The organism is Flavobacterium algicola (genome assembly GCF_022399565.1).
Lineage (GTDB): Bacteria > Bacteroidota > Bacteroidia > Flavobacteriales > Flavobacteriaceae > Flavobacterium > Flavobacterium algicola.
Genome location: NZ_JAJTUT010000006.1, coordinates 102,905 through 124,004, shown reverse-complemented (window position 1 = coordinate 124,004; position 21,100 = coordinate 102,905). Strand labels below are relative to the sequence as shown.

General features: G+C 33.6%; 20 protein-coding genes. 14 read left to right on the top strand and 6 right to left on the bottom strand.

Features of this window, described 5'->3' with window-relative positions; genetic code table 11:
• Together LXH21_RS16925 and LXH21_RS16920 are read right to left on the bottom strand one after the other, a co-directional pair.
• On the bottom strand, positions 1 to 2,487 hold the full coding sequence (locus LXH21_RS16925) for a DUF5686 family protein (protein WP_239868741.1): 2,487 nt from the start codon (positions 2,485 to 2,487) through the stop codon (positions 1 to 3).
• Positions 2,488 to 2,558: 71 nt separating this feature from the next.
• Positions 2,559 to 3,536, bottom strand: coding sequence for a pyruvate dehydrogenase complex E1 component subunit beta (locus LXH21_RS16920; protein WP_239868738.1), 978 nt, complete (start codon positions 3,534 to 3,536; stop codon positions 2,559 to 2,561).
• Between the two features lie 339 nt (positions 3,537 to 3,875).
• Here LXH21_RS16920 and LXH21_RS16915 point away from each other — a divergent pair, with 339 nt between their 5' ends.
• The 5 genes from LXH21_RS16915 to LXH21_RS16895 all read left to right on the top strand — a co-directional run bounded on the left by LXH21_RS16915 (position 3,876) and on the right by LXH21_RS16895 (position 7,637).
• Positions 3,876 to 4,622, top strand: a complete 747-nt coding sequence (locus LXH21_RS16915; RefSeq protein WP_239868735.1) for an electron transfer flavoprotein subunit beta/FixA family protein — start codon at positions 3,876 to 3,878, stop codon at positions 4,620 to 4,622.
• 68 nt (positions 4,623 to 4,690) lie between these two features.
• Positions 4,691 to 5,653 (top strand): electron transfer flavoprotein subunit alpha/FixB family protein, encoded by a 963-nt coding sequence (locus LXH21_RS16910; RefSeq protein WP_239868732.1) that lies wholly within the window; start codon positions 4,691 to 4,693, stop codon positions 5,651 to 5,653.
• Between the two features lie 211 nt (positions 5,654 to 5,864).
• Complete coding sequence (locus LXH21_RS16905) at positions 5,865 to 6,497, top strand: bifunctional nuclease family protein (protein ID WP_239868729.1); 633 nt, start codon at positions 5,865 to 5,867, stop codon at positions 6,495 to 6,497.
• Positions 6,498 to 6,545: 48 nt separating this feature from the next.
• Complete coding sequence (locus LXH21_RS16900; protein ID WP_239868727.1) at positions 6,546 to 7,370, top strand: thymidylate synthase; 825 nt, start codon at positions 6,546 to 6,548, stop codon at positions 7,368 to 7,370.
• Between the two features lie 15 nt (positions 7,371 to 7,385).
• On the top strand, positions 7,386 to 7,637 hold the full coding sequence (locus tag LXH21_RS16895; protein ID WP_239868724.1) for a hypothetical protein: 252 nt from the start codon (positions 7,386 to 7,388) through the stop codon (positions 7,635 to 7,637).
• Positions 7,638 to 7,688: 51 nt separating this feature from the next.
• Here LXH21_RS16895 and LXH21_RS16890 read toward each other — a convergent pair whose 3' ends face one another.
• On the bottom strand, positions 7,689 to 7,985 hold the full coding sequence (locus LXH21_RS16890) for an isoamylase early set domain-containing protein (RefSeq protein ID WP_239868723.1): 297 nt from the start codon (positions 7,983 to 7,985) through the stop codon (positions 7,689 to 7,691).
• Between the two features lie 236 nt (positions 7,986 to 8,221).
• Here LXH21_RS16890 and LXH21_RS16885 point away from each other — a divergent pair, with 236 nt between their 5' ends.
• Together LXH21_RS16885 and LXH21_RS16880 are read left to right on the top strand one after the other, a co-directional pair.
• On the top strand, positions 8,222 to 8,554 hold the full coding sequence (locus LXH21_RS16885; RefSeq protein WP_239868719.1) for a 2TM domain-containing protein: 333 nt from the start codon (positions 8,222 to 8,224) through the stop codon (positions 8,552 to 8,554).
• A gap of 12 nt (positions 8,555 to 8,566) precedes the next feature.
• A complete protein-coding gene (locus LXH21_RS16880) occupies positions 8,567 to 9,049 on the top strand; it encodes a dihydrofolate reductase (RefSeq protein ID WP_239868717.1) in 483 nt (160 codons plus the stop codon).
• A gap of 51 nt (positions 9,050 to 9,100) precedes the next feature.
• On the opposite strand, the gene LXH21_RS16875 is transcribed toward LXH21_RS16880, so the two are convergent.
• Positions 9,101 to 9,418 carry a hypothetical protein gene (locus tag LXH21_RS16875; RefSeq protein ID WP_239868714.1) on the bottom strand — a complete coding sequence of 106 codons (318 nt, stop codon included), beginning with the start codon at positions 9,416 to 9,418 and terminating at the stop codon, positions 9,101 to 9,103.
• A 378-nt stretch (positions 9,419 to 9,796) separates the two neighbouring features.
• Here LXH21_RS16875 and ubiE point away from each other — a divergent pair, with 378 nt between their 5' ends.
• A complete protein-coding gene (ubiE, locus tag LXH21_RS16870; protein ID WP_239868711.1) occupies positions 9,797 to 10,528 on the top strand; it encodes a bifunctional demethylmenaquinone methyltransferase/2-methoxy-6-polyprenyl-1,4-benzoquinol methylase UbiE in 732 nt (243 codons plus the stop codon).
• A 25-nt stretch (positions 10,529 to 10,553) separates the two neighbouring features.
• A complete protein-coding gene (porT, locus tag LXH21_RS16865) occupies positions 10,554 to 11,264 on the top strand; it encodes a type IX secretion/gliding motility protein PorT/SprT (protein ID WP_239868709.1) in 711 nt (236 codons plus the stop codon).
• Between the two features lie 4 nt (positions 11,265 to 11,268).
• Here porT and LXH21_RS16860 read toward each other — a convergent pair whose 3' ends face one another.
• A complete protein-coding gene (locus tag LXH21_RS16860; protein ID WP_239868706.1) occupies positions 11,269 to 11,997 on the bottom strand; it encodes a TrmH family RNA methyltransferase in 729 nt (242 codons plus the stop codon).
• A gap of 37 nt (positions 11,998 to 12,034) precedes the next feature.
• Between LXH21_RS16860 and tamL the strand changes: the two genes are divergently transcribed.
• From tamL to LXH21_RS16835, 5 genes are all read left to right on the top strand, one after another.
• Positions 12,035 to 14,590, top strand: a complete 2,556-nt coding sequence (tamL, locus tag LXH21_RS16855) for a translocation and assembly module lipoprotein TamL (protein WP_239868703.1) — start codon at positions 12,035 to 12,037, stop codon at positions 14,588 to 14,590.
• 64 nt (positions 14,591 to 14,654) lie between these two features.
• Positions 14,655 to 15,722 (top strand): class II fructose-bisphosphate aldolase, encoded by a 1,068-nt coding sequence (gene fbaA / locus LXH21_RS16850; RefSeq protein ID WP_239868700.1) that lies wholly within the window; start codon positions 14,655 to 14,657, stop codon positions 15,720 to 15,722.
• An 88-nt stretch (positions 15,723 to 15,810) separates the two neighbouring features.
• On the top strand, positions 15,811 to 16,665 hold the full coding sequence (gene accD, locus LXH21_RS16845; protein ID WP_239868697.1) for an acetyl-CoA carboxylase, carboxyltransferase subunit beta: 855 nt from the start codon (positions 15,811 to 15,813) through the stop codon (positions 16,663 to 16,665).
• A 540-nt stretch (positions 16,666 to 17,205) separates the two neighbouring features.
• Positions 17,206 to 18,480 (top strand): dicarboxylate/amino acid:cation symporter, encoded by a 1,275-nt coding sequence (locus tag LXH21_RS16840; RefSeq protein ID WP_239868694.1) that lies wholly within the window; start codon positions 17,206 to 17,208, stop codon positions 18,478 to 18,480.
• Between the two features lie 414 nt (positions 18,481 to 18,894).
• Entirely contained in the window at positions 18,895 to 19,629 is a 735-nt protein-coding gene (locus LXH21_RS16835) for a flavodoxin family protein (protein WP_239868690.1), read from the top strand.
• A gap of 164 nt (positions 19,630 to 19,793) precedes the next feature.
• Here LXH21_RS16835 and LXH21_RS16830 read toward each other — a convergent pair whose 3' ends face one another.
• A complete protein-coding gene (locus LXH21_RS16830) occupies positions 19,794 to 21,044 on the bottom strand; it encodes an ABC transporter permease (protein WP_239868687.1) in 1,251 nt (416 codons plus the stop codon).
• Positions 21,045 to 21,100 lie beyond the last annotated feature (56 nt).

Genomic DNA, 21,100 nt, shown 5'->3' with positions numbered 1-21,100 from the left:
TTAGAAATAAAAACCAAATGATCCCTTTACTGTAAACTTTTGAGCATCTGGAGCATTGATGTAATTACCTCTCCAAGCAAAATCAAGACGGAATACTTTAAAGATATTTCCAATCCCTGCACTGTACTCCCAATACCCCTTCTCTGGTGCATCGTATTGTAAACCAGAAGCGTTAATAGCTCTATTTTCATCAGAAATGGATCCGTAAACAGATTTTATTCCAATAATTTCTCTCCAATTAAGTTTACGCATAAATGGAATTCTGCTAAAAAGTCTTCCTCCAAAATTATGATTCCACTGAATTGTCGCATATTGATCGGTTACAAATTCGTAAAAGTTTAGGTTACTAAAGGTATTTTCTATAGTGAAATAGGTTTGATTACCAGGAATAACATTCATTAAACCTAATGGAATTTGTCCGAAAGTTTTACCTAGCTCAACAATAATGTTTGACCTACCTAGCGGTCCTATAATTATTGGCTGCTTATAGTAAAACTGTACTTTTTCATATTCAAAATCGCTACCCAGCAAACCTTTAAAGCCGTGACTGTAGTTTACAAATAGATGACTATAAGGACTATCAACATCACTTCGTTCTACGCCATAACCAATAGTTTTACGATTGGGCGTAAATTGAACTTGAAAATTTACTTCGGATTGTTTCACAGCACTTTCGGTTGTTGTTTGCGTCGCATCAGTATAATAATCTAAGCTAAACGTATCCGAGGCAGATTCTAAAGTACGATAAGAAAATCCGGTTTGGAAAGTCAAATTTTTGATTGGCTCTATCTCAACTGCAACATTAGTCAAATTAATATTGGTCAACTTACCATTACTACCTGTAGAGAAAAGTGACGATGAAGCAAAACTACGTCCCAGAACATCATTTGTCGTTGTCAGACTTGCACCAATCTGCTCAACGTCACGACGGTTACCTCCAGATAAAATGATTCTTTTTTTCTTATCTACCATCCATTTTCCAGAAAGGCCATATTTAAACTTATCATCTCCAAAACCATAGGCCGTATATCCTTGTAATCTCCAGTAATCATTCGGTCCAAAATAGGTTCTACCTCCTACTCTTAATCGAATTCCCTCCACTGTATTGTATCCAAATGTAGAAAAAATTGGTCCAAAATCGATGTTTCCCGATTGTATATAACCACTCCCTAAAATGGAAACTACATTATATAACTGCTTGAACTTATTCACCGTTTGAAGAGTATCTAGCATTTTATACACCCCTTTTTCGTCCTTGTTTAGATTTTCAAAGCGATTATCATCCCAATATTCTTCCGATCGATTGTAGACTTCATTATCAATATAATTCACTTCATCTTTATAGAGCTTCAGTGGTTTTTCAATATTAAACTGATGATTTTGGTATAATGTTGTGCGCTTACCATACATTCCCTTTGACTCTTCTTTTTTGTTCAAAGCAAAATCAGACATCATGTAATCACGTGTAAGCAAGAAGATGGAGTCGTTCTGAACTTCAAACTCTTGTTCAATATAAATATCCTTTACCCAGTTAATATTAGCACTTTTGGTAACTGCCATATTAATTTTCTTAATTGCAAAAGTAGTATCACTTACCCAGAAATCTCCTTTGAATGTTAACTCATTTTTCCTTCTTGGGTAAAAAAGTATGTTATAACACCATTTACCTTTTATATATGCACTATCTCTAAGTACATAATTATAAGTATCTATCCCTGTTTTTGACAAGGGACTTGTAAAACTTTTATCAAAGAATGTCAAGTGATTGTTGTAAATATCGTAGTCAGAATACAAATCTTTTACAAAGGACAATATTTGCTGATTATCGCTAAAACCAGAATTTTTATTCGCTTTTATTTTTTCTTTTACCTTGTTGGCGATGTTGTTTCCATATACATCATAAAGTGATTCGTTTATGAATATTGGCAAATAGGTTTTACCAGTAACTTTGGAAGTGTCCATTTGATCAAAAATAAACTCCATACCTTTGAATAATTTACTTTTCATGAAAGCACTATCAATGGTATTCATATCAAACTCCACTTTCTCATATTTCTCCATTTGATAATAATCAAATTGAGAAAGACCATTTTTGCGTTTGTGCTCCCATATTTTTCTAAGAATATCTAAAGCAGGATTATTTTTTTTTGAAGTTTTACCCGTAAAGATCATCACTTCCTTCAAGCTTTCAGCAGATGAAACCACTACTCTGAAGTTATAATTTATAGCTTTTGGCAAAATAGCCACTTTGTCAGAATATCCGATTGAAGTAATTATTATGGCCTCATAGGGCTTCTCAGACTCAATGTAAAAACGTCCGTCTTCATTTGACATAGTTCCTTCATTCGAATCCTTGAAAACTACATTTGCAAACGGAACAGGTTGATTATTGTCATCCAATATCATTCCGCTGACCTTTGTCTGTGCCATAGCATTTGTAAATGTTCCGCAAATTAAAATAAGTAGAACTAAGCAATATTTATTCATAAATTATCTTTTAAAAAAAAACTTCATCATACAAACGCATGATGAAGCTTTAATAGTATTATAATTGAATTTTATTTATTCAAAACCTTTTTTACAGCTTTTACAACGTCACCTGCATTTGGCAACCATTCCTCCAATAAAACAGGAGAATAAGGTGCTGGTGTATCTGCGGTAGTAATTCTTTGTATTGGAGCATCTAAGAAGTCAAAAGCACGCTCTTGAACTAAGTAAGTGATCTCAGAAGAAACACTTGCAAAAGGCCAAGCTTCTTCTAGAATAACCAATCTGTTTGTTTTTTTAACAGAAGCTAAGATAGCATCAATATCTAATGGACGAACAGTTCTTAAATCGATAACTTCACAAGAGATTCCTTCTTTTGCTAATTCATCTGCAGCTTTAAAAGCTTCTTTGATAATCTTACCAAATGAAACAATAGTTACATCTGTACCTTCACGTTTGATGTCAGCAACTCCAATAGGAATTATGTATTCTCCTTCTGGAACTTCCCCTTTATCACCGTACATTTGCTCAGATTCCATGAAAATAACTGGGTCATTATCACGAATAGCTGCTTTTAATAATCCCTTTGCATCATAAGGAGTAGATGGAACTACAACTTTAAGTCCTGGTGTATTTGCAAACCAGTTTTCTAATGCTTGTGAGTGTGTTGCTCCCAATTGCCCTGCAGAAGCAGTTGGCCCACGAAAAACAATCGGCACATTAAATTGTCCTCCTGTCATTTGACGCATTTTGGCAGCATTATTTATAATTTGATCTATACCAACTAAACAAAAGTTGAAAGTCATATATTCTACAATCGGACGACAACCGTTCATCGCTGAACCTACTGCAATACCTGTAAAACCTAACTCTGCAATTGGAGTATCTATAATTCTCTTTTCTCCAAATTCTGCAAGCATACCTTTTGAAGCTTTGTAAGCGCCGTTGTATTCAGCAACTTCCTCACCCATTAAGTAAACAGATTCATCATGACGCATTTCTTCACTCATTGCTTCACAAATCGCCTCTCTAAATTGTATCGTTCTCATATTATATATTGTATAAGTATATTTTTCGAAAAGCAAAAATAAATATTTAATATCACTTAAACCATCATTTGTAATAAAATAATGCTGCGTAATTTTTAGTTATTTGTTATATCTTCACATTTTGCAGTTTTACAACTTTCAAATTACATTTAAAATCCCTTTTTAACTGAAATTTATTATGCATGCATAGTAAATTATTTCAATTTTTATTCTAAATTTGTAATTCAATCAAGTCATTAAATCGTAATTTCTATGGCATTCTCTTGATCGTTATTCTATAAGAATTGGAGTAATAATCAATTAATTTTATAGTAATTATACCAAATAAACAGGAGCCTTATGAAAATACTAGTTTGCATCAGTCATGTACCTGATACTACCTCAAAAATCAATTTTACCAATAATGAATCAGAATTTGACACCAATGGTGTTCAGTTTGTGATCAATCCAAATGACGAGTACGGTTTGACACGTGCTATTTGGTTTCAAGAGCAACAAGGCGCTACAGTAACTGTAGTTAATGTTGGTGGACCAGAAACAGAGCCAACACTTAGAAAAGCATTAGCGATTGGAGCAAATGATGCTATACGCGTAAACGCATCTCCTACAGATGGTTTCTTTGTCGCTAAGCAATTGGCTGAAGTGATCAAATCTGGTGGTTATGACATTGTTCTTGCAGGTAAAGAATCATTAGATTATAATGGTGGAATGGTACCTGGAATGATTGCAGCATTAACCGATTTTAATTTTGTAAATTCTTGTACTGAATTAACCATAGAAGGAACTGCAGTAAAAGCTGTTCGTGAAATTGATGGCGGAAAAGAGAACATATCTACTGCACTACCATTAATCATTGGTGGACAGAAAGGATTAGTAGAAGAAAAAGATTTAAAAATTCCGAACATGAGAGGAATTATGACTGCTAGATCAAAACCTCTAACTGTTGTTGAACCTGTTGCGGCAAACAATAATACTAAAGCAGTGAAATTTGAAAAGCCAGCTGCAAAATCAGCTGTTAAATTAGTTGCCGCAGACAACTTAGATGAGTTAATCAACTTACTTCACAACGAAGCAAAAGTAATCTAGTACCAAGTATTGAGTAGCAGGATTTCGATTTATAATTTGAAATCCTTAATCTAAAACATAAAATCATCATGTCAATATTAATATACGCAGAATCAGCAGAAGGAAAATTTAAAAAGGTAGCTTTTGAATTGGCTTCCTATGCTAAAAAGGTAGCAGAATCATTGGGATCTACTGTTACGGCAATTACCTTCAACATAACTGATGCATCTGAATTATCAAAATACGGAGTCGACAAGGTATTAAAGGTAAACGATAGCAAACTAGCTAATTTCTCGGCAAAAGCTTACGCAGATGCGATCCAACAAGCAGCAAAGAAAGAAGATGCAAAATTGGTTTTACTTTCATCAACTACCGATAGTGCCTACCTTTCGTCACTTGTAGCTGTTTCACTTGATGCAGGATTTGCTTCAAATGTTGTAGGCTTACCTGTGAGCACTTCTCCATTTCAAGTAAAAAGAAATGCTTTTTCAAACAAAGCATTCAACATAACTGAAATTTCAACAGATGTAAAAGTCCTTGGATTAGCCAAAAACTCATTTGGGATAGTTGCTTCTAGCAGTAATCTTACTGAAGAAGATTATGCTCCATCAATCAATGATGCAGATTTTGCAATTAAAATAGAATCAACTGAAAAAGTAAGTGGCAAAATAGCAATCGCAGATGCAGATATAGTTGTATCTGGAGGTCGCGGGCTAAAAGGTCCTGAAAACTGGGGATTAATAGAAGACTTAGCTGCCGCTCTTGGAGCTGCAACGGCATGTTCAAAACCTGTATCCGATTTAGGATGGAGACCTCACGGAGAGCACGTTGGACAAACGGGTAAACCAGTAGCATCAAATTTATATATTGCTGTTGGAATTTCTGGCGCAATTCAACACATTGCCGGAATTAACTCATCAAAAGTAAAAGTTGTAATAAACTCTGATCCCGAAGCTCCTTTCTTTAAAGTAGCCGATTACGGAGTGGTAGGTGATGCATTTGAAATCGTTCCGCAACTTATAGAAAAAATAAAAGCTTTTAAAGCGCAATAATATTTCAAATAGACTTCATAAAAGAGCTATCCTAATTACGATTAGATAGCTCTTTTTTATATTCGATTTAATTTCAACTTTCTTTTTAGCTACGAAAAGATTTTGTTTCTTTGTAGGCAAATCAACTCATTATTTTACACGAAAATTATAATGATTCAGCTTAATACAATTCCCCGATTTTAATTTTTAAAATCTATAATCAGAAATTAACATGAGTTTAGTTAAACTATCTATAAAAGGCATCTCCTATAGTCAAACTCAGAATGGGGCTTACGCTCTAATTTTGAACGAAGTTGATGGCGAAAGAAAACTGCCGATTGTAATCGGTGCCTTTGAGGCTCAATCTATAGCAATTGCTTTAGAAAAAGAAATCAAGCCACCACGCCCTTTGACACACGATTTATTCAAGAATTTTGCCGAGCGATTTGACATTATCGTCAAACAAGTAATCATCCATAAACTAGTTGATGGTGTTTTTTATTCGAGCATCATATGCGAAAGAGATAAAATTGAAGAAATCATAGACGCTAGAACCTCTGATGCCATCGCACTGGCACTTCGCTTCAATGCTCCTATTTTTACCTACAAGAACATTCTCGACAAAGCAGGAATATTTTTAAAAACCAATCCTCAAGATTCTGATAAAGATTCTCAAGAAATTGATGATATATTATCTAATCCCGAAACTTTTGGAAATGACAACGAAGATAAAAATCTTATTGAGCGTCCCTACTTAAAACATAGTCTTCAAGAGTTAACAGAACTACTTGAAGTAGCTGTAAGCCATGAGGATTATGAAAAAGCAGCCAAAATAAGAGATGAAATTTCGAAGAGAGAGTCATAGATTTTTTAATTTTTTTCGAAATCAAACTATTAATTTTTACAATTCCTGATGAAACAATATTTAGATTTAGTACAACACGTAATGGAAAATGGTTGCCAAAAAGGAGACCGTACTGGAACTGGAACCAAAAGTGTATTTGGACATCAGATGCGTTTTGATCTTAATGAAGGATTCCCAATGGTTACTACCAAGAAGCTTCATTTAAAATCAATCATTTATGAATTGTTGTGGTTTTTAAAAGGAGACACCAATATTGAATACCTTCAGAAGAATGGAGTGAAAATATGGGACGCTTGGGCAGATGATAATGGAGATTTAGGTCCTGTTTATGGTCATCAATGGCGCAACTGGAATAGTGAAGAAATTGATCAGATAAAAGATTTAATCACCGAACTAAAAACAAATCCAAACAGCCGAAGAATGATTGTATCGGCATGGAATCCGTCTGTACTTCCTGATACTAGTAAGTCATTTGCTGAGAACGTAGCCAACAATAAAGCGGCGTTACCTCCTTGTCATGCCTTTTTTCAGTTTTACGTTGCAGATGGTAAATTATCTTGTCAACTATACCAACGTAGTGCTGACATATTTTTAGGTGTACCGTTTAACATTGCTTCCTATGCACTTCTTACCATGATGATTGCACAAGTTTGCAATTTAGGTTTGGGTGAGTTTATCCACACATTTGGAGACGCACACATTTACAATAACCACTTTGAGCAATTAGAATTACAACTATCCCGCGAACCTACAGCATTACCGAAAATGAAATTAAATCCAGATATAATGGATATATTTGATTTTGATTTTGATGATTTCACTCTTGAAGGATACGAACCACATGCTGGAATAAAAGGGAGTGTTGCTATCTAATTTAAAGTAATGAAAATGTTTATCGAAATAGAAGTTAGAACCGCATTAATTGTCCACGGATATGATGTGAATGACGTCGCAATTGAAGAAAAGGTCAACGATATAAATTATATAAAAAAATTAGTTGCTATTGAACGTATTCAATCAATAAGCGAACAATATATCTTGGTCACATCCTCTCATAACCGAATAATGTATTGGGAATATAAAGAGACAATGCAGGAAATAAAGCAGCGATTGCAAAGTATTGGAGTAAAGATTGCTTAATTTTTTAACGCGTAAAATAAAAAAATCCGCTTTGCAGCGGATTTTTAAGTTTTATACTTCTAGTACACCATTTTCTGTACCAGCAAACTCATTCCATTTATAGGAATCAGCTTCTGATTCATTTACGTATACACCATCAATTACATATTTAAATTCGTAAGATGAATCTTTTGGCAGTTCAAAGACACCTTTAAATGTTCCATTTTTCAATTTACTTAATGCTCCATCTTCAACACTCCATTTGTTGAAATCACCTACAACAGATGCAGAAACTGCGTCTTTAGCTTCGATTGAAAAAGTAACTTTACAAACTGGTTTTGACTTTATAAATTGTTTCTTTATTGACATAACTATTTCATTTTTAATATTATGTAACAAAGAAAATAAATTATATTGAAGTTTACACAAATACCTACTAGTTTTGCCATAATTACCTCCTATTTGTTAAAATACCAAAAAATCAATAATTATTAAAGGATTAATTACAAATTGCTAAAAAAGATTAGATTCTACAAACGGCAAATTGACCGTCGCTATAGTAAATTTCTAAATTAAATTCTATCTTTAACTTTTAAAACTGACTTATGGAACGCGACCAACACGAATTATACGAATACGCACGCAGAAGGATCAAGGAGAAGAAGCGGCTTTACTACCATTTTGTATTACTAGTAACCAGTTGTTTATTTGCATTTGTGGCTACCAAAATAATCACATTTACATTTAATTTGAATTGGCTAATCTTAGGTTTTACCTTGTGGGCTTTTATATTCATCTTACATTTTATCAAAGTTTTTATTACCAATCGATTTATGAATAAAAATTGGGAAAGAGAACAAATAGACCGATTAGTAGCGATGCAAGTAAAGAAAATATCTGAGTTAAAAATTAAAGTCAATGACGATTCTTCTAATTAATACTCTCATAAAATGATTATAATGATTGCTGCAGTAGCAGAAAACAACGCCTTAGGAAAAAACAATGACCTTGTTTGGCATCTACCAAATGATTTTAAAAGATTCAAAGCAATTACAAGCGGGCATCGTATTGTTATGGGGAGAAAAACTTTTGAAAGCTTTCCCAAGCCACTTCCAAATAGAACGCATATCGTCATTACAAGAAAGAAAGACTACAAACCAGAAGGTTGTATAGTAGTAAATAATTTAGATGAAGCTTTAGCTCTTTGTCCTCAAAATGAAGACTCTTTTATCATAGGAGGAGGAGAAATATACAAATTGGCTCTACCGTTTGCAGATATTCTAGAAGTAACAAGAGTACACCACAGTTTTGAAGCAGATGCTTTTTTTCCTGAGATTAGCCTCGAAGAATGGGATCTATCGAAGTCGGAACCACAATATAAAGATGACAGACATCTTTTTGATTACACTTATCAGACCTTTACCAAAAAATAAAAACACCCCATCTCTGGGGTGTTTTTTTACAATGATTTTAGGATAACAAATCTACTCTTGCAGTAGAATTTGACAACTTAATATAAAAATTACAAAAGTTAACATAGCTCCCGTAAGAAAGATAATAACGTTTGATGTTTTTTGAGAGTACATCTCAAAATAGCCTTTAATACCAAATACCACGAAGGTACTAAAGACAGAGAAAATTAAAATTTCCAAAAACAAATTTAATCCTAAGAACGTATTTTGCGTTATAAACAAATTACTGCTTTTGATAGCAGCACCGTCAAAAAAACACACAAGAACAAATGAAATAACTAGCGCAAAAATTACCCATTTGATTTGACCTGTCAGCTCCTTAATAATCATTGTAATAAATATTAATATTTATTCTGTAAAAATCATCTTTTTACATGTAGTACACAATACCCACTTTTAGTGATATTTCAAATAATATTAGCGGCCTTTAATGGTGCAACTTATACTACTGAACGCCAATTACAGCAAATAAAGCATTAACCATCAATAATCTAACTCCTAAGCAGGGCTCGGAAATATACCTCACATCTCTTTTTAGCAATTATTTCGACATGCCATTTTCTATTTAAAACAGCAAATAATAAAGTCCTTTTTAATTTGCGAAGAACTATCCATACTGTCGCATCTACACCTTTATTTTGGCAATTTTAAGAACTAAATTAAAGTTCAAAATAGATTGTATTATATTTGTGGAAAATATATATAAAAATGTCAAACAACATCACCCCATATAAAAATTCGGAGCTAAGTAAAAAAGAACAGGTCGCGCAAATGTTTGATACCATTTCTGGGAATTATGATAATTTAAATCGTGTCATCTCTTTTGGAATAGATGTAAAATGGAGAAAGAATGTATTGGAGATTGTAAAAAAATCAAAACCAAATACAATTCTTGACATTGCTACTGGAACTGGAGACTTAGCAATATTAATGGCACAGACAAAAGCGGAAAAAATAATCGGACTGGATATATCTGCGGGTATGTTGGAAGTAGGTGAAAAGAAAATCGCAGCAAAAAATCTATCTAAAACAATCGAAATGGTTTTGGCAGATTCTGAAAATATGCCTTTCGAAAATGATTACTTTGATGCCATAACGGTTGCATTTGGTGTGCGAAATTTCGAAAACTTAGAAAAAGGTTTGAAAGAAATATTGAGAGTCCTGAAGCCAGGTGGAGTATTTGTTATATTAGAAACATCTGTCCCGGTAAAAACACCATTCAAACAAGGATATAATTTTTACACAAAAAACATTTTACCATTAATTGGAAAATTATTTTCAAAAGACGATGTAGCATACGGATACCTATCTGAATCTGCTGCTCAATTTCCTTATGGAGAAGCTCTGAACAATATTTTAAGAAAAATTGGGTTTATAGAAGTGAAAGCAATGCCCCAAACTTTTGGAGTTGCAACCATTTACTCTGCATCTAAAAAATAATATTGACATTACAGTAAGCTTAACAATGAAAAAAATAGCGGCACTTATAATTTTGTTTACCCTATCTCTTGACAGTATAGCACAATCAGGAACAAACATGTTTGGGAAAGACCCTATTATTCATCTGGAAAACTTTCAGAAACAAAGAGTCTACTTTGGTTACTATTTGGGATTTAATACCTTTGATTTTAAAATTGATTACAAGGATGTTCAACCTATCGATGTTGCAGTCAAAAAAACAACAGGATTTAATGTTGGTATCGTCGCCGATTTAAAACTTCAGGAATACATCAACCTTCGGTTTGAGCCGGGCTTATACTATGCAAAAAGAGATTTAACATTTCCCGGCTTTATTAATGAGGCAGAAGCATTAAGAGAAGTGAGCAGTACCTACATTCACTTTCCTCTATTACTAAAATTTTCTGCTTTACGTACCGGAAATATTCGACCCTATTTAGTAGGTGGAATCTCGTCGACATTAAATCTTTCTAGCAATTCAAAATCAAAAGACGACAACAACGAACAAAAATTTAGAGTAAAGCCATGGACTTCAAGTTACGAGGTCGGCTTTGGAATTGATATTTTTTCGCAATATTTTATATTTTCCCCTTCAATCAGAGGTCTTTTCGGATTAAAAGATGAATTGATTCGCGATAATGATCCTAACAGTCCATGGACGGGAAATATCGATTCTATGAAAAGTCGTGCCATATTAATTAACTTCACTTTTCATTAAATTGCTATAATGACCTTCTAAATTCACTTAAAATAATTGCGGTGGCAGTGGCAACATTTAAACTTTCTGTTTGTTGCAGTTCTCCTGAACGAGGAATAGTCAATCTATTTCTAACGAGTAATTCTATTTCAGGTGAAATACCGTTTGCTTCATTTCCCATGACGATAATTCCTTCTTGTGGCAATACTGTTTTATAAATAGAATCACTGTCCATAAAAGTACCAAATATTTGTTTTGATGATTTTTTCAGGTATTCACTTAGATTTATATAGTTCACATTTACCCTACCTATAGATCCCATTGTAGCTTGCACCACTTTTGGATTATAAATATCAACAGTCTCTGTAGTACATAATAATTGTTTAATACCAAACCAATCACATAATCTTAGAATGGTCCCCATGTTACCTGGATCGCGTATGGAATCTAATGCTAGCACGATACCTGAATCATTAATAGGCTTTTCTTCGGGTATTTTAAAAATTGCCAAACAGCTATTTGGAGTCGCAAGAGCAGATATTTTTTTCAAGTCCGCTTCTTGCGTTAGTGTTTTACTAAAGGCGTCAACTTCTGGGAAATCATTTTTGGTCGTATACAAATGAAGCAACTCAAAATTAGAATTCAGCAACTCCCGAATACCTTTCACACCTTCAGCAAAAAACATTTGTTGGGCAATTCTATACTTTTTCTGCTGTAAACTTGTTATAAGTTTGATTTGGTTTTTACTAACCATAAAAATATGTACTTTTGAATTAAATATTTTAGAACACTTGAAAAAACTTTCGACAAAAATATCATTTATTATTCTAATTGGAATACTAATCGCTGCCTGTAACGCCGAAAAAAGAGTTCCAGATGGAAAACGCCTACTTACAAAAAATAAAATACTTGTAAATGGTAAGCGTACCACTTCAGAAAATGTTAGCAATCAGCTCTACCAAAAGCCGAATGGAACACTTTTGGGTTATCCGTTGCGTCTGAACATGTACAACATTGCCAATCTTAATCCAGACTCTACCTATCAAGCAAAATTTACTGCAGATCCGAAAAAATACGAAAGAAAGTCAAAATGGTTATCTGCAAAACAGGTTGATCGACTTGGAAAATCATTCTGGTACCATGGAATTCATGACTTTTTGAAAAAAACTGGTGAAGCACCAGTAATTATTGATACCGCTAAATCAGTAAAATCACTGTTACGATTAAAGTACTATTATTTCAACAATGGATATTTTAATGTGGATGCAAATTATCAAGTAGATAGTTTAAAGGACAAAAAAGGACAAATACGTTACAATATAAGCACAGGTAAGCCTTATTTATTGGACACGATTAGATCTACTATTTCTACTCCTGTTTTAGATTCACTATATGAAGAAACTAAAAAGTTAAGCTTGTTAAAATCAGGAAAACAGTTTAATACTGCTGATTTTGAAGAAGAAAAAACTAGAATTACGACCTATTTTAGAAACAATGGTATTTACCACTTTCAGCCTACGTATATAAATTTTGATATTGATACCATTCAAAAGGTAGAGCAGGCCAATGTAAACCTTATCATAAATAACTATACTTACCAAGACAAAGATTCGACCAAAACCGAGCCTTTTAAAAGATATAAAATTAGTGAAGTTAATGTCTATACAGATTACACAGCAAACAACAATAATAAACCTATAAAAGACAGTGTCACTTATAGAAGAATCAATCTATACAGTCATGAAAAATTAAAATACAAGCCTCATGCCATTGCAGATGCTATCTTTATTTCTCAAGGAACTTTCTTTGCAGACTATAAGACTGTTCTAACAACACGATATCTGAACAACCTTAAAGTTTTTAATTATCCGATTGTACAGTATGAAGTTGACAAAAGAGATACAACATACAGTTCATTACTCGCAAAAATCTACTTAACTCCCAGAAAAAAGTACAGCTTTGGTGCATCTGTAGATGTGACGCATTCCAACATTCAAGATGTTGGAATCTCAGTTAGCCCTGCCTTAACAATTAGAAACATTTTTAAGGGAGCTGAAACTTTAGAGATTTCAGCAAAAGGAAATTTGGGTTCATCAAAAGATTTAGCCAATCCAAACAATCAGTTTTTTAATGTTTCTGAGTACGGAATCGATGTCAAGTTAAACTTCCCGAGAATCTTCTTGCCTTTTGGAACAGAAAAAATTATTCCTAAAAGTATGATTCCATCGACCATTATCGCTACCGGTTTTTCTCGACAGACAAATATTGGTTTGGATAAAGAAAATTTCACAAGCTCCTTTGCTTATAACTGGACACCTAAAAAAAATAACAGTTCTCGTTTTGACTTGTTGAATGCTCAGTTTGTTCGAAATTTAAATCCACAGAATTATTACAATGTATATTCGTCTTCCTATGATGCGCTGAACACGATTGGACAAACTTATAGTGTGAATGCAGCTGATTTTGACTCGGATGGTGATTTAATTATTGAAGATGGAACGACTGGTTTTACAAATGATGTAATTTCTGGCAACACTTCATTATCCTCAACAGATGACGATTACCAAACAGTAAAAAGTATTGAAGAAAGGAGAGTTCGTTTAACAGAAAATTCTTTTATTCTATCTACAAGTTTCACCTTTTCGAAGACAACCAAAACGGATCTTCAAGACAATACGTTTTATCTTTTTAAAACAAAAATAGAATCTGCAGGCTCTTTACTGTCTATGATTGCAAGAGCAGCAAAATTGCAAAGTAATGCCGACGGAAATTATGAACTCTTCAATTTACAATATTCAGAATATATAAAAACGGAATTTGACTATATCAAACATTGGGATTTAGGAAAAGAAAAAGTATTTGCAGTGCGTTCTTTCTTTGGGATAGCAATTCCTTTTGGCAACTCTGAAAACATTCCTTTCTCACGAAGTTATTTTGCAGGAGGATCAAATGACAATCGCGCATGGCAGCCTTACAGCTTGGGACCAGGAAGTAGTGGAGGTACAAATGACTTTAACGAAGCAAATATGAAAATTGCTTTGAGCGCAGAATTTCGATTTAAAATTTTAGGAGAATTGAAAGGAGCACTCTTTGCTGATACTGGTAACATCTGGAATGTCTTAGATAATGTAACTGATGAATCCTACCGATTCACCAGTATAAAAAGCCTAGAAAACATGGCATTAGGTACTGGATTTGGATTGCGATACGATTTAAACTTCTTCATTGTTCGATTTGATTTTGGTTTTAAAACCTACAATCCGGCTAAAGATATGGGAGAAAAATGGTTTAAAGAATTGAATCTTTCCAAGACTGTGGTAAATTTTGGTATCAATTATCCATTCTAATGCTATTTAATTCTTATTTTTGCAGTCTTAAACTAAAAACTAAAAGTAACTAAAAACAATTAAAATGGCACACAACATCAAAGCGGGAGTAGCTACAGGAGATCAAGTTCAAGAAATTTTTAACTATGCTAAAGAAAAAGGATTCGCTCTTCCTGCTGTAAACGTAACAGGATCAAGCACTATCAATGGAGTTCTAGAAACGGCAGCAAAATTAAATGCTCCAGTAATTATTCAGTTCTCAAATGGTGGAGCTCAATTTAACGCTGGAAAAGGATTATCAAATGCAGGAGAAAAATCAGCAATCGCTGGTGGTATTGCAGGTGCAAAACATGTACATGCTCTTGCAGCAGCATACGGAGCAACTGTAATTTTACATACTGATCATTGTGCAAAAAAATTATTGCCTTGGATCGACGGTTTATTAGATGCTTCAGAAGAACATTTCGCGGCAACAGGAAAACCATTGTTTAGCTCTCATATGATAGATTTATCTGAAGAGCCAATTGAAGAAAATATCGAAATCTGTAAAGGTTACCTAGCTCGTATGAGTAAAATGGGAATGACTTTGGAAATTGAATTAGGAATTACAGGTGGTGAAGAAGATGGTGTTGACAACTCTGATGTTGATAGCTCTAAATTATACACACAACCAGAAGAGGTGTCTTATGCTTACGAAGAATTATCTAAAATAAGCCCTAAGTTCACTATCGCAGCAGCTTTTGGAAACGTTCACGGTGTTTACAAACCAGGAAACGTAAAATTAACTCCAAAAATCCTTAAAAATTCTCAAGATTTCGTACAAAAGAAATTCAACACGGGTAACAATCCAGTTGATTTTGTTTTCCACGGTGGATCAGGTTCTACAGTAGAAGAAATCAGAGAAGGTATTAGCTACGGGGTAATCAAAATGAACATTGATACTGATTTGCAATTTGCTTACACAGAAGGTATCCGTGACTATATGGTAAAAAACATTGACTATTTGAAAACTCAAATTGGTAATCCTGATGGAAGCGATGTTCCTAACAAAAAATATTATGACCCAAGAAAATGGGTTCGTGAAAGTGAAGTAACTTTTAACACAAGACTTGAGCAAGCATTTGCTGACTTAAACAATGTGAATACACTATAAAAATTATGAATTATGAGTTGTGAAACAAGGCTTTAGTGCTTTTTTCACAACTCATAATTTTATAATACATAACTTATAATTAATTAATATGGCTTGGTTTAAACGACAAGAAAAGGGAATCACTACTGCTACCGAAGACAAAATGGATGTTCCAAAGGGACTTTGGTACAAATCTCCTACTGGAAAAATCATTGATGCTGACGAATTGGAACGCAACTTATTTGTAAGTCCAGAAGACGGTTTCCACGTAAGAATTGGTAGTGCAACTTATTTTGAAATTTTATTTGATGACAACAAATTTGTCGAATTGGATAAAAACCTGACTTCTAAAGATCCTCTGAACTTTGTTGATACAAAGAAATATTCAGATCGTCTGAAACAAGTTACCGAAAAAACCAAACTTAAAGACGCCGTGCGTACTGGAGTTGGACAATCAAAAGGAAAAGATATAGTAATTTGCTGTATGGATTTCGCCTTTATTGGTGGATCTATGGGTGCCGTTGTGGGAGAGAAAATCGCAAGAGGTATTGATCACGCTATCGCAAACAAATTACCTTTCTTGATGATCTCCAAATCAGGGGGAGCCCGTATGATGGAAGCTGCTTACTCGTTAATGCAATTAGCAAAAACTTCTGTCAAGCTAGCACAATTGGCAGAAGCAAAACTACCATACATCTCTCTTTGTACAGATCCTACAACAGGAGGAACTACTGCATCATACGCCATGCTTGGAGATATCAATATCGCCGAACCAGGAGCATTAATTGGTTTTGCAGGTCCACGTGTTGTGCGCGACACTACAGGTAAAGATTTACCAGAAGGGTTTCAAACTTCCGAGTTTTTACTTGAACACGGTTTCTTAGATTTTATAACCGCTAGAAAAGAGTTGAAAGACAAGATTAACTTGTACATCGATTTGATTCAGAATAATGAAATAAGATAATTCAAGATCCCGAGCAATCGGGATTTTTTTTGCTTTATACTTTTCAAAGCCTGCCATTTATTTTCATCTAGGAGCGGCACATCTACTGCACTTAAGACCTCTCCTCCTGCTCTACACTATATCTCTTGCTTTGGCTATCGCCACACAAGAGGATGCCGCTTCGATCAGGGCTAATTACAACTTTAACTCTTTCATTACTATTCACTGCAAAAATCAGTATTAGCCTTCGATTAAGTCGAATTATATGCAAATGAATAACTTTAGAATAAATTGCTCCTCTTTTAAAACTGAGAAGCATTTACATAATATATTTATTCACATAAAAACTTTAATCATATATAATGACATAATGTGATATTATACCCAAAAAGCAAAATTTGGTAATAATATTGCAAAGTAATTTTGCAAAACTACCTGCAATTCAAATAAGTTTCTATATTTACACATTATTCCTAAATGACGTAAGAACTCAACCACCTCCCGTAAGAATTGGATTAAATACAGTTAAAAACCAATCTAAAAAAATCAAATTACACTCAAATGAGTTCAGCAGAAACAAAAAAAGCAGGCCTTTTATCCAACCTTACCACACAAATTCTTATTGCAATGATCCTTGGAGCAGCCTTAGGAATTGTAATTCACAATAACATATCTGAAGCAACTGCATTAGAGTTCAGTAATAAGATCAAAATACTTGCAACTATTTTCATTCGATTGGTACAAATGATTATATCGCCATTGGTATTTACAACTCTCGTAGTTGGAATTGCTAAGCTAGGAAATGTAAGCGCAGTAGGTAGAATTGGAGGGAGAGCTTTGGGTTGGTTCTTCACAGCTTCGTTTATCTCCTTATTGTTAGGAATGTTTTTTGTAAATATTCTAGAACCTGGAGTAGGTTTAAATTTATCAAATGTAGATTTAGGAACAGCAACAGAAGTAGCCGAAAAAACGAAAACAATATCTTTTGATAATTTTATCGAACACATTGTCCCTAAAAGTATTTTCGAAGCAATGGCAACCAACGAAATTTTACAAATCGTTGTCTTTTCGATCTTTTTTGGCTTGGCAGCAGCTTCTTTAGGCGATTATGTAAAACCAGTTGTAGTGTTCCTAGATAAAACTTCTCACATAATTTTAAAGATGGTGACCTACGTAATGAATTTTGCACCAATAGGTGTGTTTGGAGCCATTGCAGGGGTTTTTGCCGTTAGAGATTTCCAAGAATTAGCAATTACTTATTTTAAATTTTTCGGTTCCTTTTTAATTGGAATTTCTTCCTTATGGGTTGTTCTAATCCTTGTAGGTTATATTTTTCTAAAAAGCAGAATGACTGTATTATTAAAAAGAATTGTTAGTCCTCTAATTATTGCTTTTGGAACTACAAGTAGTGAAGCAGTATTTCCTAAACTTACTGAAGAATTGGAACGATTTGGAGTAAAAGACAAAATTGTTTCATTTATGTTACCACTAGGCTATTCATTCAATCTTGATGGTAGTATGATGTACATGACTTTTGCCAGTATTTTTATAGCGCAAGCCTATGGTATAGAACTAGATATCGCTACACAAATGACAATGCTATTAGTGCTGATGCTCACTAGTAAAGGGATTGCTGGTGTCCCTAGGGCAAGCTTAGTAGTCGTTGCTGCAACTTGCGGAATGTTTGATATTCCAATAGAAGGAATTGCCTTAATACTACCAATCGATCACTTTTGTGACATGTTTAGAAGCGCTACAAACGTTTTAGGAAATGCTTTAGCAACATCTGTCGTTGGACAATGGGAAGGTAACGAAGAAATTGAGGCCACAGAATGACCTTCTGAAAAAAGTAGTTCAACAACAAAGATTTACAGTTTAGATAAGCTAATCATTCCAGTTAAAAATGGATGATTAGCTTTTTTCATTTAAGAAAGTATGATTACACTGCCTAAAGCTTTTATACCATTCGAGAATAATAAATTAAAAAATGCTGAGGTCACTAATAATTTGCATTTTTTGAATGAAGTTAATTATATATCTTTTTGAGATATTACGTAGTACAATTTATCATTATACTTTTAAACACAAATCACCAATCAACTCAAATAGAAATAATTAAATCTGTTTTTAAGCTTTTCTTATAATTTTCCTACTACATATTTCATAACTTACAAATTGAAAGTAGTAAAAGTATAACGTTAGCTATCTATTCTACTTTCAATTTATTATGCTTTTTTAAAAATATAAATCATGAAAAATATAGATTTTAGCAACTTAAAAGTAATTTACGTCAATTGTACCTTAAAAAAATCTCCCGAGATTAGCCACACTTCTCATTTGATAGATGTTTCAAAAACTATTATGAAAAAAGAAAAGGTGACCGTTGACGAAATCCGATTGATTGATCACCGAGTAGCGAGCGGAGTGTATCCTGATATGACAGAGCACGGGTGGGATGTTGACGAATGGCCTGCATTATTCAAGCGAATTATTAATGCAGATATATTAATTATAGGAACACCTATATGGCTAGGAGAAAAATCATCTGAAGCTCAGAAGTTAATTGAAAGATTATACGCCATGAGTGGATTAACAAACGACAAAGGACAGTATCTCTTTTACGGCAAAGTAGGCGGAAACATCATAACAGGTAATGAAGATGGTGTAAAACATTGCGCAATGGGAATGCTGTATTCGCTACAACATGTGGGTTACTCGATCCCTCCGCAAGCCGACAGTGGATGGATTGGAGAAGTTGGGCCTGGACCAAGTTACGGGGATAAAGAATGGAAAGGTAAAAAACTAGAGAAACCAATTGGCTTTGACAGTGATTTCACCAACAGGAATACCACATTTATGACCTATAATTTACTTCATCTTGCATCTATGCTAAAAGCAAATGGTGGATACCCTAAATATGGAAATTCTAGAGAAGATTGGGACAATGGCGAGCGCTGGGAATTTGACAATCCTGAATACAGATAGAATAGTATAGATATTATTATGGCTTGACACCGAAGTTTGGAATTACAATTAGATCTGAATTCTAAAACAAATCTAAACTTGGGTGTCAATTTGTAGTAGCTCAAAATTTCCAAGCAAGTTCAGTATAATACATATATAAATTCTTCGGCGTTGTTTTGTAACTACTACATACCAGTTCTAATTGCCTCAACTGGATCTAACCTCGAAGCTGTTATGGCAGGAATAATTCCAGCGATTAATCCAATAATTGCAGCTAAGAAGGTGCCCAAAAATACATTTCCGTAACTTAATACAAATTCGAAATCTGCTAAATTTGTAGCTATAATTGACATTATAAACACTAAGAGCAGACCAATTACCCCACCAATTACAGAGAGAATTACTGATTCAAATAAAAATTGAAATAAAATAAACCTATTCTTGGCACCCAATGATTTTTGGATACCGATTAAATTGGTTCTTTCCTTTACAGAAACAAACATAATATTAGCTATTCCAAAACCACCAACAAGTAGAGAAAAACCACTGATTATCCATCCCATTACATTCATCTGACCTATGATCCCATCAATTAAATTGGTAAACCCAGAAAAAACATTAATGAAGAAATTATCAAACTGACCATCTTTCATTCCTCTGTAATTACGGAGTTTCCCAGTTAGTTCCGCTTTGTAAGCATCCATATCAACACCCTTGGTAGGCTTTAAAATAATTACTGGAGTCATAGCATCGTTATTATCTCCATACATTCTTCGAATAAAATTTACAGGTATATAAACTGAAACATCATTACTATCACCAAATAGACCTTCACCCTTTTTCTTTAAAACACCAATTACTGTAAAACGTTGACCATATAATCTGATATTTTTGCCAATTGGATCTATATTTTCGAACAAAGAATTGGCAATTTCGAAACCTAACACAATTACTGCCTTACCGGAATTAGACTCTGATTCATTATAGAAACGACCACTTTCAAATTCGAGACCTTGAATATTTATGAATTCAGAAGAAACTGCTACAATATTAACATCGCTTGCTGTTTTCTCTTCTTGTTTTAATAATTCGTTTTTTAGAAATACTTGATAAGCTACCTCTTCTGTATTATTTAGTGAGCTTTTTAAATACTCATATTCATCATATTTGACATCAGGATATTGCTCTCTTTTCCATTTTGGAATTTCAGAGGGACCAAAAGAGAAACGCATTAAGTAAATTGTATTTTTATCTAAATTACTTAAATCACTAGTAATTTTTCTATCTAATGAATCAACTGCTGCCAAGACAGCAATGATGGAAAATATTCCAATCGTCACTCCCAACAACGACAATAATGTACGTAGCATATTATTGGTTAATGCGTGAATCGCAAAAACAAAACTTTCTTTTAGTAATCGAAAATATAAACGCATTAAGAGATGGATTTTGAATCAAGTAAAATTCCAACTTTTATCTTCAATAAGCAAAT